This is a genomic window from Streptomyces sp. NBC_01381, from assembly GCF_026340305.1.
Lineage (GTDB): Bacteria > Actinomycetota > Actinomycetes > Streptomycetales > Streptomycetaceae > Streptomyces.
In genome coordinates, this window is record NZ_JAPEPI010000001.1 from 1,039,868 (window position 1) to 1,056,684 (window position 16,817).

General features: G+C 66.8%; 11 protein-coding genes and 2 rRNA genes. 2 read left to right on the plus strand and 11 right to left on the minus strand.

The window, feature by feature from the left end; genetic code table 11:
* Positions 1-251 precede the first annotated feature (251 nt).
* Together OG453_RS05020 and rrf are read left to right on the plus strand one after the other, a co-directional pair.
* Positions 252-3,375: ribosomal RNA gene (locus tag OG453_RS05020) — 23S ribosomal RNA — on the plus strand.
* 92 nt (positions 3,376-3,467) lie between these two features.
* Positions 3,468-3,584, plus strand: a 5S ribosomal RNA gene (rrf, locus tag OG453_RS05025).
* Between the two features lie 78 nt (positions 3,585-3,662).
* Here the strand turns inward: rrf and OG453_RS05030 are convergent.
* The 11 genes from OG453_RS05030 to OG453_RS05080 form a co-directional block, all read right to left on the minus strand.
* Entirely contained in the window at positions 3,663-4,334 is a 672-nt protein-coding gene (locus OG453_RS05030; RefSeq protein WP_266864858.1) for a response regulator transcription factor, read from the minus strand.
* The gene (locus OG453_RS05035) at positions 4,331-5,572 is read right to left on the minus strand and encodes a histidine kinase (protein ID WP_323178606.1); all 1,242 of its coding nucleotides are present in this window, start codon (positions 5,570-5,572) and stop codon (positions 4,331-4,333) included. The genes OG453_RS05030 and OG453_RS05035 overlap by 4 nt, the downstream gene beginning before the upstream one ends.
* A gap of 63 nt (positions 5,573-5,635) precedes the next feature.
* Complete coding sequence (locus OG453_RS05040; RefSeq protein WP_266864860.1) at positions 5,636-6,436, minus strand: ABC transporter permease; 801 nt, start codon at positions 6,434-6,436, stop codon at positions 5,636-5,638.
* Positions 6,433-7,368, minus strand: a complete 936-nt coding sequence (locus tag OG453_RS05045) for an ATP-binding cassette domain-containing protein (protein ID WP_266864862.1) — start codon at positions 7,366-7,368, stop codon at positions 6,433-6,435. Before OG453_RS05045 ends, OG453_RS05040 begins: the two co-directional genes overlap by 4 nt.
* 105 nt (positions 7,369-7,473) lie before the next feature.
* A complete protein-coding gene (locus OG453_RS05050) occupies positions 7,474-9,102 on the minus strand; it encodes a type VI secretion protein (RefSeq protein ID WP_266864864.1) in 1,629 nt (542 codons plus the stop codon).
* 3 nt (positions 9,103-9,105) lie between these two features.
* Entirely contained in the window at positions 9,106-10,533 is a 1,428-nt protein-coding gene (locus tag OG453_RS05055) for an ATP-binding protein (RefSeq protein ID WP_266864866.1), read from the minus strand.
* Positions 10,534-10,554: 21 nt separating this feature from the next.
* Positions 10,555-12,114: an SCO6880 family protein gene (locus OG453_RS05060; RefSeq protein ID WP_266864868.1), complete on the minus strand. Its 1,560-nt coding sequence runs from the start codon at positions 12,112-12,114 to the stop codon at positions 10,555-10,557.
* A complete protein-coding gene (locus OG453_RS05065) occupies positions 12,111-13,475 on the minus strand; it encodes a hypothetical protein (protein WP_266864870.1) in 1,365 nt (454 codons plus the stop codon). Before OG453_RS05065 ends, OG453_RS05060 begins: the two co-directional genes overlap by 4 nt.
* The gene (locus OG453_RS05070) at positions 13,465-14,307 is read right to left on the minus strand and encodes a hypothetical protein (RefSeq protein WP_266864872.1); all 843 of its coding nucleotides are present in this window, start codon (positions 14,305-14,307) and stop codon (positions 13,465-13,467) included. The genes OG453_RS05065 and OG453_RS05070 overlap by 11 nt, the downstream gene beginning before the upstream one ends.
* 215 nt (positions 14,308-14,522) lie before the next feature.
* Positions 14,523-14,831, minus strand: coding sequence for a hypothetical protein (locus OG453_RS05075; protein WP_160505898.1), 309 nt, complete (start codon positions 14,829-14,831; stop codon positions 14,523-14,525).
* 207 nt (positions 14,832-15,038) lie between these two features.
* Positions 15,039-16,763 (minus strand): hypothetical protein, encoded by a 1,725-nt coding sequence (locus OG453_RS05080; RefSeq protein ID WP_266864874.1) that lies wholly within the window; start codon positions 16,761-16,763, stop codon positions 15,039-15,041.
* Positions 16,764-16,817: the final 54 nt, after the last annotated feature.

Consider the following 16,817-nt stretch of genomic DNA (forward strand, 5'->3'; position numbering starts at 1 on the left):
CAAATGTTCGACGGTGGTTAGCTCATGGGTGGAACGTTGACTACTCGGCACGGTCGGTTGGCTTCACTAGTACTGCTTCGGCGTGGAACGTGAATGTTGATGGATCGGGTCGGGCACGCTGTTGGGTATCTGAAGGTACGGCCGGGTTTTCGGCTGCCTTCGATGCCGACCCCAGTGAAGCACTGTGAATGCAGTGTGTGATGGGTGGTTGGTCGTTGTTTGAGAACTGCACAGTGGACGCGAGCATCTGTGGCCAAGTTTTTAAGGGCGCACGGTGGATGCCTTGGCACCAGGAACCGATGAAGGACGTGGGAGGCCACGATAGTCCCCGGGGAGTCGTCAACCAGGCTTTGATCCGGGGGTTTCCGAATGGGGAAACCCGGCAGTCGTCATGGGCTGTCACCCGCTGCTGAACACATAGGCAGTGTGGAGGGAACGCGGGGAAGTGAAACATCTCAGTACCCGCAGGAAGAGAAAACAACCGTGATTCCGGGAGTAGTGGCGAGCGAAACTGGATGAGGCCAAACCGTATACGTGTGATACCCGGCAGGGGTTGCGTGTGCGGGGTTGTGGGATCTCTCTTTCACAGTCTGCCGGCTGTGAGACGAGTCAGAAACCGTTGATGTAGGCGAAGGACATGCGAAAGGTCCGGCGTAGAGGGTAAGACCCCCGTAGTCGAAACATCAGCGGCTCGTTTGAGAGACACCCAAGTAGCACGGGGCCCGAGAAATCCCGTGTGAATCTGGCGGGACCACCCGTTAAGCCTAAATATTCCCTGGTGACCGATAGCGGATAGTACCGTGAGGGAATGGTGAAAAGTACCGCGGGAGCGGAGTGAAATAGTACCTGAAACCGTGTGCCTACAAGCCGTGGGAGCGTCGCGCATTGAGTTTACTCAATGCGTCGTGACTGCGTGCCTTTTGAAGAATGAGCCTGCGAGTTTGCGGTGCGTTGCGAGGTTAACCCGTGTGGGGAAGCCGTAGCGAAAGCGAGTCCGAATAGGGCGATTCAGTAGCGCGCTCAAGACCCGAAGCGGAGTGATCTAGCCATGGGCAGGTTGAAGCGGCTGTAAGAGGTCGTGGAGGACCGAACCCACCAGGGTTGAAAACCTGGGGGATGACCTGTGGTTAGGGGTGAAAGGCCAATCAAACTCCGTGATAGCTGGTTCTCCCCGAAATGCATTTAGGTGCAGCGTCGTGTGTTTCTTGCCGGAGGTAGAGCACTGGATAGGCGATGGGCCCTACCGGGTTACTGACCTTAGCCAAACTCCGAATGCCGGTAAGTGAGAGCACGGCAGTGAGACTGTGGGGGATAAGCTCCATGGTCGAGAGGGAAACAGCCCAGAGCATCGACTAAGGCCCCTAAGCGTACGCTAAGTGGGAAAGGATGTGGAGTCGCAGAGACAACCAGGAGGTTGGCTTAGAAGCAGCCACCCTTGAAAGAGTGCGTAATAGCTCACTGGTCAAGTGATTCCGCGCCGACAATGTAGCGGGGCTCAAGCGTACCGCCGAAGTCGTGTCATTCCAGCAGATACCCCCAACGGGGGCTGGGATGGGTAGGGGAGCGTCGTGTGCCGGGTGAAGCTGCAGCGGAAGCTAGTGGTGGACGGTTCACGAGTGAGAATGCAGGCATGAGTAGCGATACATACGTGAGAAACGTGTGCGCCGATTGACTAAGGGTTCCTGGGTCAAGCTGATCTGCCCAGGGTAAGTCGGGACCTAAGGCGAGGCCGACAGGCGTAGTCGATGGATAACCGGTTGATATTCCGGTACCCGCTGTGAAGCGTCAAACATTGAATCAGGCGATGCTAAGTCCGTGAAGCCGTCCTGGAGCCTTCGGGCAAAGGGAAGTGGTGGAGCCGACGGACCAGACTTGTAGTAGGTGAGTGATGGGGTGACGCAGGAAGGTAGTCCAGCCCGGGCGGTGGTTGTCCCGGGGTAAGGGTGTAGCCCGTCATCTAGGTAAATCCGGATGACTTGAGGGTGAGACCTGATGCCGAGCCGATTGTGGTGAAGTGGATGATCCTATGCTGTCGAGAAAAGCCTCTAGCGAGTTTCATGGCGGCCCGTACCCTAAACCGACTCAGGTGGTCAGGTAGAGAATACCGAGGCGTTCGGGTGAACTATGGTTAAGGAACTCGGCAAAATGCCCCCGTAACTTCGGGAGAAGGGGGGCCATCACTGGTGATCGGATTTACTCCGTGAGCTGGGGGTGGCCGCAGAGACCAGCGAGAAGCGACTGTTTACTAAAAACACAGGTCCGTGCGAAGCCGTAAGGCGATGTATACGGACTGACGCCTGCCCGGTGCTGGAACGTTAAGGGGACCGGTTAGTCCGACTTCGGTCGGGCGAAGCTGAGAACTTAAGCGCCAGTAAACGGCGGTGGTAACTATAACCATCCTAAGGTAGCGAAATTCCTTGTCGGGTAAGTTCCGACCTGCACGAATGGCGTAACGACTTCTCGACTGTCTCAACCATAGGCCCGGTGAAATTGCACTACGAGTAAAGATGCTCGTTTCGCGCAGAAGGACGGAAAGACCCCGGGACCTTTACTACAGTTTGATATTGGTGTTCGGTTCGGCTTGTGTAGGATAGGTGGGAGACTTTGAAGCGGGCACGCCAGTGTTCGTGGAGTCGCCGTTGAAATACCACTCTGGTCGTGCTGGATGTCTAACCTCGGTCCGTGATCCGGATCAGGGACAGTGTCTGATGGGTAGTTTAACTGGGGCGGTTGCCTCCCAAAGAGTAACGGAGGCGCCCAAAGGTTCCCTCAGCCTGGTTGGTAATCAGGTGTTGAGTGTAAGTGCACAAGGGAGCTTGACTGTGAGACCGACGGGTCGAGCAGGGACGAAAGTCGGGACTAGTGATCCGGCGGTGGCTTGTGGAAGCGCCGTCGCTCAACGGATAAAAGGTACCCCGGGGATAACAGGCTGATCTTCCCCAAGAGTCCATATCGACGGGATGGTTTGGCACCTCGATGTCGGCTCGTCGCATCCTGGGGCTGGAGTCGGTCCCAAGGGTTGGGCTGTTCGCCCATTAAAGCGGTACGCGAGCTGGGTTTAGAACGTCGTGAGACAGTTCGGTCCCTATCCTCTGTGCGCGTAGGAATATTGAGAAGGGCTGTCCCTAGTACGAGAGGACCGGGACGGACGAACCTCTGGTGTGCCAGTTGTCCTGCCAAGGGCATGGCTGGTTGGCTACGTTCGGAAAGGATAACCGCTGAAAGCATCTAAGCGGGAAGCCTGCTTCGAGATGAGTATTCCCACCCCCTTTGAGGGGTTAAGGCTCCCAGTAGACGACTGGGTTGATAGGCCAGATCTGGAAGCCCGGTAACGGGTGGAGGTGACTGGTACTAATAGGCCGAGGGCTTGTCCTCAGTTGCTCGCGTCCACTGTGTTGGTTCTGAAACCACGAACAACCCCATGCCCGGGGCCACCGGGTGTGGTGCGGTTGACAGTTTCATAGTGTTTCGGTGGTCATAGCGTGAGGGAAACGCCCGGTTACATTCCGAACCCGGAAGCTAAGCCTCACAGCGCCGATGGTACTGCAGGGGGGACCCTGTGGGAGAGTAGGACGCCGCCGAACTATTTTTGAATGGGAAACCCCCGCACCGGGATACGGTGCGGGGGTTTTCTGCGTTCAGGCCACAAAGGCCTTAAGGCCTTACGACGGCCTCACCAATTTCGTGTCGTACGCCAGAATTACCGCCTGCACCCTGTCCCTCGCCCCCGTCTTGGCGAGAATGCGGCCCACGTGCGTCTTCACCGTGGATTCCGCGAGGTGCAGCCGCGTCGAGATCTCCGCATTCGTCCAGCCCTGGCCGATGACCGTCAGGATCTCGCGTTCGCGGTCCGTGAGAGAGGTCAGGCGTGGGTGTGCAGATGGATCGGCGGGGGCCGAGCCGGCCGTCGGGAGATGGCCCGCGTACGTGTCGAGGAGGCGGCGGGTCAGGCTCGGGGCGACCACCGCGTCGCCCGATGCGACCGCGCGGATTCCGGAGAGGAGTTCCTCGGGCAGGGCGTCCTTGATGAGGAAGCCGGAGGCGCCGGCGCGCAGGCCTTCGTAGGCGTACTCGTCCAGGTCGAACGTCGTGAGGATCAGTACGCGGGTGCGGTCGCCCGAAGCGACGATGCGGCGCGTGGCCTCGATGCCGTCGAGGCCGGGCATGCGGATGTCCATCAGGACGACGTCCGGGTGGAGCTCGGCCGTCATGCGGATCGCCTCGCTGCCGTTGCCGGCCTCGCCCGCCACCGTCATGTCGTCCTGGCTCTCCAGGAGCATGCGGAAGCCGAAGCGCTGCATGGGCTGGTCGTCGACGATGAGCACGGTCGTCACGTTGTCGTCTCACTGTCCTTGGGGAGATGGAGGTGGACCCGCCAGCCGCCGGGTGGATGGGGGAGTGGTCCGGCCTCAAGTGTGCCGTCGTACAGGGAAGTTCGCTCACGCATTCCGGTCAGCCCGCGGCCGCTGCCGGGGGGCTTTCCGACCCCGACGCCGACGCCGCCGCCGATCCCGGTGTCCGTGACGTCGACCGTCACGCCGTCCGCGGTGTAGCTGACGTCCACGGTCGCCGTGGCGTCCGGGCCCCCGTGCTTGAGGGTGTTCGTCAGGGCTTCCTGGACCACGCGGTAGAGGGTGAGCTGGCGGCCCGCGGGGACCGAGTCCGGGCGGCCGCGGACCGTGCTGCGGACGGGGAGGCCCGCGGCCCGTACGCCGTCGATGAGTTGGTCCAGGTCGGTCAGGGCGGGCTGTGGAGAGCGCTCGGCCGTGGCGGGGGCCTCGTCGCGCAGGACGTCGAGGAGGCGGCGGAGTTCGGAGAGGGCCTGGCGGCTTGTGGTGCCGATGGCTTCGAGGGCCTGGGCGGCGCGTTCGGGGGACTTGGCGGCGGCGTACGAACCGCCGTCCGCGAGGCCGGTGATGACGGAGAGGTTGTGGCCGATGATGTCGTGCATCTCGCGGGCGATGCGGGTGCGTTCGGCGGCCGTGGCGAGCTGGGCCTGCTGGTCGCGCTCGACCTCGAGCTGGCGGGCGCGTTGGACGAGGGCCTCGGTGTAGTCCTGGCGGGAGCGCACCGCGATGCCGAAGAGCGCGATGAGGGCGTACGCCCATACGTTCGGGATGATCTGCTGGTCCCAACTGCCCTCCGGGTAGCGGATGGTGCCGACGACGAGGGGGACCGTCATCATGAGGCCCGCCCAGCCGAGTGTCTTCAGGGGCAGCCGCATCGCGACGTTGAACAGGACGATCATCTGGATGAGGGCGGCCTGGAGCATGGCGCCGCTCCAGCTGCTGACCACGCCCGTCGCCGTCATGACCGCGAGGACCGTCATGGGGTGGCGGCGGCGCCACAGCAGCGGGACCGAGAGGCCCACGCTCATCAGGAAGATCAGCCAGCCGGGTACGTCCGTGTTGGGCGCGATGTTGCGCCAGCCGCCGTTGGCGTCGACGAGGGCGGCGACCAGGAAGAAGCCGGTGACCAGCAGGTCCCAGACGAGCGGGCGGCGCCTGTCGAAGGCGCGCACCCGCTGGGTCCAGCGCTGGAGGAACTGGGTGATGGGCAGCGGCTCGGTCACGGCCTCATCCTCGTACAGAGACTCGTCGTACAGAGGTTCTTTATGCGTAGCCTCATGGGGACGTCATACGTCGCGACGCTTGAGGAGTGCCGACGCCGCCGCGATGATCACGGCCGCCCACAGGGCGAGGGTGAACAGGGCCGTGCCCGGGGCGATGGTGTTCTCCACCCGGGTCACCGAGCCGAGCGAGCTCGCCGCCTGGGCGGGGAAGTACCTGATGGCGGTGTCCACGGCGCCGAAGGGCAGCATCGCAAGGACCTCGGGCAGGATGAGGACCGCGCCGACGAACGCGCCGATCGCACCGGGCACCGAGCGGAGCAGGGCGCCGAGGCCGAGCGCGATGAGGCTCAGGAGGGTGATGGCCGCGGCGCTGGTCGCGAGGGCGCCAAGGACGCCGTCGTCCGTGAGGGAGAGTTCCTTGTCGCTGCCGGAGAGCCAGATCTGGGCGGTGAGGAACGTGACGACGTTGGTCACGAGGCACACCGTGAAGGCGATGGCCGTGAAGATGCCGGCCTTGGACCACAGGACGGGCAGGCGGTGCGGGACCGCGGTGAGCGACGCGCGGATCATGCCGGTCGAGTACTCGCCCGCGGTGACGAGGATGCCGAGGACGGCGAGGCAGATCTGGGAGAGCTGGGTGCCGAAGAGGGTGAAGACGACCGTGTCGATCTCGGCGTCGTCCCCGTCGTAGGTGGCGCCCATCGTGATGCCGACGGCGAGCACCAGGGCGGTTGCCGTGAGCAGGGTGATCCAGGTGGAGCGGAGCGTCCACAGTTTGTGCCACTCGGAGCGCAGCACGCCCTTGGTGGTGAGGCGGTAGGGCGCGGGGGACGCGGCGTTCGCGGGGTGCTGGAGGGTGCTCATGCCGCTGCTCCTTCTCGCTGGGGGAGGGGTGTGGAGGCGATGTACTCGACCGAGTCCCGGGTGAGGTCCATGAATGCCTGCTCCAACGAGGCGGTGTGCGGGGTGAGTTCGAAGAGGGGGATGCCGTGTGTGGCGGCGGTGCGGCCGATGTGCTCGGCGTCCGTGCCGCGCACGTCGAGGGTGCCGGGGGTGTCCACGGTGATCTCCACACCCGGCCCCGCGAGCAGCTCGCTCAGGACGCCCGCCTCGGGGGTCACGACCTTCACGGCGCCGGTGCCGGACTCGCGTACGAAGCGCTCGACGGTGGTGTCGGCGAGGAGCCTGCCCCGGCCGATGATGATCAGGTGCTCGGCGGTCAGCGCCATCTCGCTCATGAGGTGCGAGGAGACGAGGACCGTACGGCCCTCTGCGGCAAGGGACTTGAGGAGGTTGCGGATCCACAGGACGCCCTCGGGGTCGAGGCCGTTGACGGGCTCGTCGAGGATGACGGTGGCCGGGTCGCCGAGCAGGGCGGCCGCGATGCCCAGGCGCTGCCCCATGCCGAGGGAGAAGCCCTTGACGCGCCTGCGGGCGACGTCGTGGATGCCGGCCAGGTCGAGGACGGCGTCGACGCGGCTCTTGGGGATGGAGTGGGTGTGGGCGAGCGCCATGAGGTGGTTGTACGCGGAGCGGCCCGGGTGGACGGAGCGGGCTTCGAGCAGCGCGCCGACTTCGTGCAGGGGCGCGGGGTGCGTGGCGTAGGCGCGGTCGCCGATGGTGGAGCGGCCGCGGGTCGGTGCGTCGAGGCCGAGGAGCATCCGCATGGTGGTGGACTTGCCCGCCCCGTTGGGGCCGAGGAAGCCGGTGACGGTGCCCGGAAGGACCTCGAACCCGAGGTCGTCGACGACGGTCTTGTCGCCGTAGCGTTTGGTCAGTCCGTATGCCCTAATCATGGTTACGATGCTGGCGCTCGCGGGAGCGCGGATCGTCGGACCGGGGGCGGGAAGTGGCGGCGGCGGGTAGTACCCGGGTACGACGGTGACCCTGAGGGGGAGCTCCTAGGAGGTGCCCGGCAGTTCGCGGTCCGGCCAGCGGGATCTGCCCTGTTCCTGTGAGCGGAGCAGGGCCAGGGTCGGGAGGCCTTGGTCGGCGCCGTTCGCGAGCAGGTCCGGCAGCTGGGGCAGCGGGGCCACCGCGGCGACATCGTCGAGGACCAGCGTCATTGGTGGGTCGAGCCGACCGGAGGATGACCGTTCGGCCATGCGCCGGCCGTGCTCGACCACGCTTGCGGCGAGTGCCGTGAGAAGCGGCATCGCGCCAGGTCCCTTGGGTGACTTGGGGTCTTCGATTGCTTCACCCACCACGAAAAGCGTGCCCCCTTCATCCACGAAGGAATCCAGCGTGAGGGCATCAGTTCGGTTTGGGGTGCAGGCTTCGCGGATGTTGACCGTGAAGAGGGCGGAGAGGGCTCGGGCGGTCAACTCCTGGGCCATGTCGCGGCGTTCGGGGTACGCCGTGAGCGCCGCCTCCAGTTCGCCGGCGGAGCCGGATGCGGCCTTCTGGTGCGTACGGAGGATCCGTACCGCCTCTTGCACTTGCGTGCCCTGGGACCAGCGGTGGACGTGCTTGATGGGGCGGTTGTCCACCGCGGCGGCGTGCAGGAAGCTGCGGAGGAGGGTTTCCGCGGTGTCTGCGACGGCTGTGTCCAGCTTGGCGCTCGGCCTTATGGCGGCCAGCAGGGCGGTGGCTCGGTGGGCCGCCGTTGCTTTGTCCTCGCAGTTTCTGGTCGGGGACCAGTGGAGTCTTGCGGGGGTGTCGCAGAGGTGGGTGGGGTCGTAGACGAGGACGGGGCCGAGCTTGGCTCGGGCGTCTTTTGTCTCTTCCCAGAGGGTGGGGTCCGAGGTGATGACCAGGGCTGCGGCTTCGGCGTCCCGGATGGCCTGTACTGCCAGGGGTCTGCGGGTCTCTTGAGGGCCGAGTACCAGGGGGGTACGGGGGCTGGGGACTGACGGGGTCTCGGTGCTCGGGGGTGAAGTGCCGTCCCCGGTGTCCTGCTCGACGCCCTGTTCATCGGTGCCCGGCGGTGTGGCGCCGTCCCCCGAGTCCTGCTCGACGCCCGTGTCATCGGTGCCCGGCGGTGTGGGCTGTGCCCACCCGTTCCGCCCTGCGGAACGCCTGCCCACAGCAGGGGCGGCCGATTTCTCGTCGGCGGCTGTACGCCTGCCCACAGCGGGAGCGGCAGCAGCCTGAGCAGCGGCCGCCTGAGCAACCGGCATCCGCCGCGCCCTCCGCACCGCCCGCCACCGCGTGAACGTACCCATCACGAAGATCGTCAAGACCACCAGCACCATCAGCTGGCCGATCAGCAGGCCCCAGAAGAGGCCGTAGCCCGAAAGCTGGTCGGCCGGGGTCTGCGGCCATGCTCCCGCCACGTCGTGGGGCTGCTGGATCAGGTGCCGCATGGCCGGCGGCGTACGACCGAACGTCACTGCACGCGGCCAGGAGCCCTGCGTGAACCAGCCCGCGAGGCCCGTCGCCGACCAGGTGAGCACCGTCATGCCGAGGACGAAGGCCAGGCCGCCGACCAGCAGGCCGTCGGGGATGCCGCGCTCGCGCGACTCGCGGCGGCCGCCCCGCTCCCGGTACTCGGCCTCAGAGTCCCGGTACTCCCGGTCCCGGTACGGCATCGCTCACGCCACCCCGGAACGCGACGACGAGGGATCGTTCATCTGCTGCTCCATGTACGCCGCCCGCTCCTCCGCCTCCAGTTCGGCGGCCCGCAGCGGATCGTCGTCCGGGAGATCCGTGAGGTCCGCCGAGGATTCCGTCATGGCCCGGTCGGTGAAGACCAGCGGCCGTTCCGTCTCCGTGATCAGGTGCTTGACCACTTGGACATTGCCGTTCACGTCCCACACCGCGATGCCGGGAGTGAGCGTGGGGATGATCTCCACCGCCCACCGGGGCAGCCCGAGCACCCGCCCCGTCGCTCTCGCCTCGTCCGCCTTCTGGGCGTAGATCGTCCTCGTGGACGCCATCTTCAGGATCGCGGCCGCTTCCTTGGCCGCCGCCCCGTCGACCACGTCGGACAAGTGGTGGACGACCGCCACGAAGGAGAGACCGAGCCGTCGGCCGAACTTCAGCAGGCGCTGGAACAGCTGGGCGACGAAGGGCGAGTTGATGATGTGCCACGCCTCCTCGACCAGGAAGATGCGCTTCTTCCTGTCCGGGCGGATCCACGTGTGCTCCAGCCAGACGCCCACGATCGCCATCAGGATCGGCATCGCGATCGAGTTCCGGTCGATGTGGGAGAGGTCGAAGACGATGAGCGGCGCGTCCAGATCGATGCCGACCGTCGTCGGGCCGTCGAACATGCCGCGAAGGTCACCGTCGACAAGGCGGTCAAGGACCAGCGCCACGTCCAGACCCCAGGCCCGTACGTCGTCTATGGCGACGTTCATCGCTTCCGCGGACTCCGGCTCCGGGTGGCGAAGCTGTTCCACGATGTCCGTCAGGACCGGCTGCCGCTCGACGATCGTCTCGTTCACGTACGCGTGCGCGACCTTCAGCGCGAAGCCCGATCGCTCGTCGAGCCCGTGACCCATCGCGACCTCGATGATCGTCCGGAGCAGCGCGAGCTGACCGGTCGTCGTGATCGCCGGGTCGAGGGGGTTCAGCCGGATCCCCATGTCCAGGGCGGCCGTCGGGTCGAGCCGGATGGGAGTTATCCCCAGCTCCTGGGCGATGAGGTTCCATTCGCCGACGCCGTCCTCGCCCTGCGCGTCCAGGACGACGACCTGCCGGTCCTTGAAGCGCAACTGCCGCAGTACGTACGTCTTCTCCAGGGCCGACTTGCCGTTGCCGGACTCGCCGAGCACCAGCCAGTGCGGCGCCGGCAGCTGCTGCCCGTACAGCTGGAAGGGGTCGTAGATGTAGCCCTTGCCGGAGTACACCTCGCGCCCGATGATCACGCCCGAGTCGCCGAGGCCCGGCGCGGCCGTCGGCAGGTAGACCGCCTGGGCCTGCCCCGTCGACGTACGGACCGGAAGCCTGGTCGTCTCGACCTTCCCGAAGAGGAAGGACGTGAAGGCGTCCGTGAGGACGGTCAGCGGATCCCGCATCTCAACAGCCTGCCTCTGCGTCTAGCGTCGGATGCCGGTCGCGAACGGCAGCGTATTGACGAAGGCCCTGTGGTGCTCGCGGTCGCACCACTCCAGCTTCAGATACGACTTCCCGGCCGAGGCCCGGATGGTGCGCTTGTCGCGGGCGAGGGACTCCGGGGACCGGGACGAGACGGTGATGTAGCCGACCAGATTGACGCCGGCCGCGCCGCTCGCCAGGTCCTCGCCGCGCTGGTCGAGGCGGGAGTGCGAGGCGACGTCGCGCGGGTCGACCGTGCGGTTCAGCTTGGCCTGGCGGCTGGCCTCCGCCTCGTCGTTGGTCTTCTCCGTCAGCATGCGCTCGATGGCGACCTCGGTGGGTTCGAGGTCCATCGTCACGGCCACCGTCCTGATGACGTCCGGGGTGTGGACGAGCAGCGGGGCGAGGAAGTTGACGCCGACGGGCGTCATCGGCCACTCCTTCACCCAGGCCGTGGCGTGGCACCAGGGCGCGCGGGATGAGGACTCGCGGGTCTTGGCCTGGAGGTAGGTGGGCTCCATGGCGTCGAGCTCGGCGGGCCAGGCGTTGCGTTTCGTCATGGCCTGGATGTGGTCTATGGGGTGGTCCGGGTCGTACATCGAGTGCACGAGGGACGAAAGCCGCCCTTGCCCCAGCGGCTGTCGTACGCGGATGTCGGCTTCCTGGAGCCGCGAGCAGATGTCGGTGAGCTCGCGCGCCATGACGACGGCGAGACCGGCGTCCTTGTCGAGCTTGCGGGAGCCGTGCGGGCGGGCCGCGCGCGCCATGGCCTGGGCCTCGGCGGCGAGGTCGCGCGAGTAGTGCATACAGGCCACCAGATAGGCGCGGTGCTGCTCGCTGCTGGTGGAGACCATCGACTGGAGCTGTTCGTACGACTGCTGCAGCCAGGGCAGCGCCCGGTCGTCGCCGCGCACGCTGACGTCCTTGGCGTGGGCGTCCGGGTCGGCGGGGAGGGTGCGGGCAAGCATCTGAAGCCGCGTCACAAACCCATCACCATTGGCGACATGCTTGAGCAGCGTCCCGAACCGGTCGACGAGCGCTTCCTGGTCCTCGGAGTCCCGGAGCCCGACTCCCGGACCCTCGATCTCGATGGCGGCGGTGACGGTCCGCCGGTCGGCGTGCAGCAGTACGGCGATCTCATCCGGACCGAAGGGCGCTGCGAGCCAGCTGATGCGGCCGATGCCGGGCGGCGGGCCGACCTCGACCTCCTTGCCGTCGAAGCGGACGCCCGCTTCGGGCGCGGCGGAGCGGTAGGCGGTGCCGCGCTTCAGCGACCGCTTGTAACTCCGGTTGATCTCGAACCACTTGAAGAAGGTCCGGCCTTTGTACGGGACGTACACCGCGGCGATGGCCAGCATCGGGAAGCCCATGAGCAGCACGATGCGCAGGGAAAGGACGGGGACGAGGAGCCCGCACATCATCCCGAGGAAGGCTCCCGCGATGATCAGCGCGATCTCTCCGGTCTCCCGGTTCTTGCCGACGATCGCATTCGGCCGCGCGCGGCCGATCAGATATGTGCGGCGGGGCGCGACCGGTTGCGACACGTGGGACTGGGTCGTCAACGCCCTTCACCTCCCGTGCGTTTGTTGCCTGAGCCGTTTCCGGTGTTGCCTGAGCCGCGGTTGCGCGCGTGCGGCGTGCTGGTCGCGCTGTTGCTGCGCGGCGCGGGTGCGGCGGAGGGGACAGATCCGCCGCCGTTCGATGAGCCGCCGCCTCCGCCTCCGCCTCCGGAGGGGCGGCTGCTGTGGGCGGCCATTCCGCCGCTCGTCGCGTTGGCGGGCCGCGCCTGACCGCCGCCACCTCCACCGCCGTTGCCCCGGGAGCTGTGGGTCTTGATGCCCTGGGAGACGAGGGACGCGGGGGAGCTGATGACGGCGGCGGCCTTGTTCTCGGCGCCGCGCATGATCCGGTTGTTCCGGGAGTTGGCGATCTCGTCCCCGAAGCCCGGCACGAAGCGGTAGATCATGGCGCTCGCGAAGATGGCGAGCAGGATGATCGAGAGCCCGGAGACGACGGCCGAGAAGGAGTCGGGCCCGTCGTCGGCGGAGAGTGCGCCCGCGAGGCCGAGCACGATGACGATGATGGGTTTGACGAGGATCACCGCGATCATGATCCCGGCCCAGCGCCGGACGTGCGTCCACAGGTTCTTGTCGACGAGCCCGGCGTACACGACCGTGCCGAGCAGCGCTCCTACGTAGAGCAGGGCGGCCCGGATGACGAGCTCAAGCCAGAGCACGCCGGCCGCGAGGATCGACACGAGCGAGACGACGATCAGCATGATCGGCCCGCCGCCGATGTCCTCGCCCTTCTTCAGCGCACCGGAGAACGTCCCGAAGAACGTGTCCGTCTGACCGCCCGTCGCCTTCGCGATGACGTCCGTGACGCCGTCGGTCGCGGATACGACGGTGTAGAGGATCAGCGGCGTGAAGGCGGAGGCGAGGACCGTCAGCCAGAGGAACCCGATGGCTTCGGAGAGCGCGGTGGTGAGGGGGACGCCTCTCACTGCGCGTTTGGCGACTGCGAGGAGCCAGAGGAGCAGGGTCAGGATGGTCGACGCGGCGAAGACGACCGCGTACTGCTTGAGGAAGGTGGGGTTCGTGAAGTCGACCTCGGCGGTCTCCTTCACGGCGGATGACAGCTTGTCCACCGTCCAGGAGGCGGCGTCCGCGCAGCCCTTCGCCAGGGAGGAGAGGGGGTCGAGGCTGGAGTTCAGGGGGTCGTCGGTGGGGTACTTGCCGTCACCGCCGGAGCTGCCGCCGTCTTGGCCTTTTTCGCAGTACTTCTTTGCGGGGCCGACGATGAGGTCGCACTTGTCGTCGTCCGGTTCGGGCGCCGCGTAGGCACGCGAGGCCAGCAGGATCACTGCGGTCTGCACGGCCGCCGCGGTTGCGGTGAGCTTGAGGGCACGTCGGCTAGCGGGCATACGTGAACCCTCCGTACTCCTGTACAGCCTTCGCGATCTCGTCGGCAGTGGAGACCTTGTTGTCGCCGTTCACGGGCGACGGGCCGTCCTTCGAGGAGTACCGCTCGACCTTCCAGTCGCCGTCGGCCCACTGCAGCTTGAGTGTCATGGTGAACCAGTCGTTGGCCACTGGGTTCGTCGTGTTCTGCCCCGCCGTGCCGAAGGCACCGGTGCACCAGACCTGCACGGTTGCCGAGCTGTCCGCGTAGGCGGTGGTCTTGGCGCCGACGGGCACAGTGCGAGAGACGTACGTCTCGCCGGGCGCGGAGTTACCGTTCTCGTCCAGGCCGACCTTGTCCAGGAAGTCCTTGGAGTACGTCTTGTTGAACTGGGCCTCCAGCTCGTTCACCTTGTCGGCGACGAACAGCTGCCGGACGATCTCGCCCCGGCGTGCGGGCTTGAGGATGTCGGCGGAGACCAGCGCAACGGCATAGTTCGACGCCGCGCTCTGTGCACCCTGCTCACTGTGTGCGAACCCGGAGGGAATTCCCGAAGCCTTGCCGTCGACCGGCTCCACCCCGGACGCGGCAGTGGGATCCGCCCCCGCCTTCTTGCCCTCCCCGCCCTCCGAAGAGGACTCCCCTCCCCGGTTCGCGAAAGCGATCGCCGCGATCAGCAGGACCACCACACCCACCACCGTCACAAGACTCCGCGACGAGGACCGTGAAGAACGGCCGGATCTGCGCGCTCCCCCGTAGACGTCCTGGCCGCCCCCCTCGCCCTCGGGGAGCCGCGTCCGCGTCTCGCCCGATCCGCCGAAGAGGCCATCGTTCCGCTCGTCGTCGGGACTCATGCCGCGTACGCCCCCTCAACCTCTCGGTGAACCGCCACGTACGACGGTAGCCGTGCTGGTTCCCGCGCGGGCGCGGTGTGGTGACTCGACATCAGGGAGTTGCAACCTCAGCCGGTGGGCACGACGGATGGGTGGTGTGGAGGGGGACAGGGGGAGGGGACAGGGGAGAAAGCGGGGGACGTGGACGGGGACGTGAGGGAGGGGGGACGAGGCGGCTAGACCGCCATCCCGTACACGATGGTGAAGACCGTGCCGAGCGAGCCGATGATGAAGACGCCGGTCAGGCCCGCGATGATCAGGCCCTTGCCCTGCTCGGCGCTGAAGGTGTCGCGCAGAGCCGTCGCGCCGATCCGCTGTTTGGCCGCGCCCCAGATCGCAATGCCGAGACAGAGGAGGATGGCGATCGCCATCACGACCTCGATCATCACCCGTGCCTCGTTGCCCAGGCTCCCGAAGGGACCCCAGTCGGGGGCGATCCCGCCGATGATGGTGGTGATGTCGCCCTTTTCGGCTGCCATAAGCATGTGTAACTCACCGCCCCTAGTGGGTTGTTCTGTCACCTCTGCCTACCGCAGTACAGAGGACAGCTCATTCTCGCCGACAAACGGGCCAGTGCATGTCGACTTGGCGTCATTCGTTGGCTGAAACGCATGATCACTCTGTGTATCACGCTGGGTGACGCCGGGCAATGACGGCCCGGCGTGCCCTCTGACCAGGTCTCACATCATGCTTCACGTAGGCGAGTCGGCGTTATCCAGGCCGTCGGCACCGTCGAGGCCGACCAGATCGTCCAGGTCGCCGAGTCCGCCGCCCGTCACGACGTACGAGCAGTCGGTGTAGCGGTAGCCGGGCTTGACCTGGCTGCCCTCGGTGTTGTTGCGGACGCTTCCCGCGCTGCCCGCACCGCGCTTGTAGAGGAAGTGGTACTCGCCGGGCGGCAGCCGCAGCGTCTTCTTCGGGTGGCCCTTGCCCGCGAGGCAGGCCTTCTTGCCCTGGGCCCTGGTCGTGTACGTCTTGCAGTTGCCGCAGGACGTGAGCTTGAGGGTGCCGGTGGTGGGCCCGGTGTAGAGGACCTCGAGCGGTCCTGGGCCGCCGTTCTCGACGACGTACTCCAGTTTCGTGCCGCCCGGCGACTTGGTGGGCGGCAGGCTCCGTCCCGCCTGGGGGCGGTCGGCGGCGATCTCGGCGGCGATGGCGATCTGCTTGGCGCGGTCGCGTTTGCCGTTGCCCCGGTAGGTGTCGGTGAAGTCGTTGAGCGTCTTGGCGGACGCGGCGAACTTGCCGTCCTCGAACTCGTCGACCCCGCAGGCGTAGGCCCCGGACTCCACCGCGCTCTCGGCATCCCCGCTGAGCCCGTCGCCCGCGTCGTCCGGGAGAGCCTTGGCGGTGGAGCCGATGTTGCGGAGCTCGTCGGTGGCCTTGCAGGGGTCGGCGCCCTTCAGATCGGACGACCGTTCATCGATGGCGTCGCGGATGGCGGGCTCGACCTTCCCCGCCTGGTCGGAGTCGGGGAACGTACGCAGCAGCTCACCGAACTGACCGCTGCCGCCCGCGGCCGTCCCGAGGCCTTGGGCGCCGCATTCGTAGAGCGAGGTGGCGAGGCGGTCGTCGGGCCAGGCGGCGAGGGAGCCGAGGCGGTCCTTGCCGAGGTCGTCGGGGAGGGTGCGGAGGTATTTGAGGGGTTCGAGGGCGTCGCAGTACTTGCGCTCCTCGTACGGGGTTGCGACCGACTCGTAGTACGTCTTCAGGCTGTCCGGCACGCGGTCGGCGGCCTTCGAGCCGGGGTGGTCGTCGCCGAGGTCGCGGTAGATGGCGAGGGCGGAGCGGTAGTCGTCCTTGGCGGAGTCGAAGGGCCGGCCGTCGGCAGCGCTGACGATCTTGTCGGCCTTCTCCAGACGATCGAGCAGCATCTCCTCGATGGCGTCGTCGCGCGCGCCGTCGTACGCGATGACGCCGCCGGCCGGCACGGCGAGCAGTACGAGGCCGAGCCCGAGGGCGAGGGGTGCGCGCAGCGGCCAGGTGCGCCGGGGGCTGCGCAGGGCGCGGCGTGCACCGTCGGCGGCGGCCAGGGCGAGGAAGGCCACATAGCCGATGAGTACGCCGCCGGGTACGCCGTCCACGTCGGCGGGCAGCGCCACGAAGAGCAGCCCGGCGGTCGCGGCCCAGCAGAGGGCGGCCGGGAGCCACCGCTTGAGCAGGACGTAGCCGAGGCCGAGGCCGGTGAGGTTGAGCAGGGCGGTGGAGAGGGCTTGGAGGGCGTCAGGGGGTGGAGGGGGTGGAGAGGGCGGACCGGCCGGGGGTGGCCCGACGGTGGGCGGGGCGCCGGGCGGCGGTGGAATGACGGGCGGCGGCGGCCCGAACTGACCGCCTGGGCCGCCCTGACCACCCTGGCCGCCTTGAGGCGTTTCCCCTTGATTGGCGCCCGGTACCGAGTCGTGCGGCTCCCCAGGTTGCATTTGCGGCTCCCCCCAGCCGGTGCATGCAGTGCAGTGCGCGTTGATTTGCGCCCA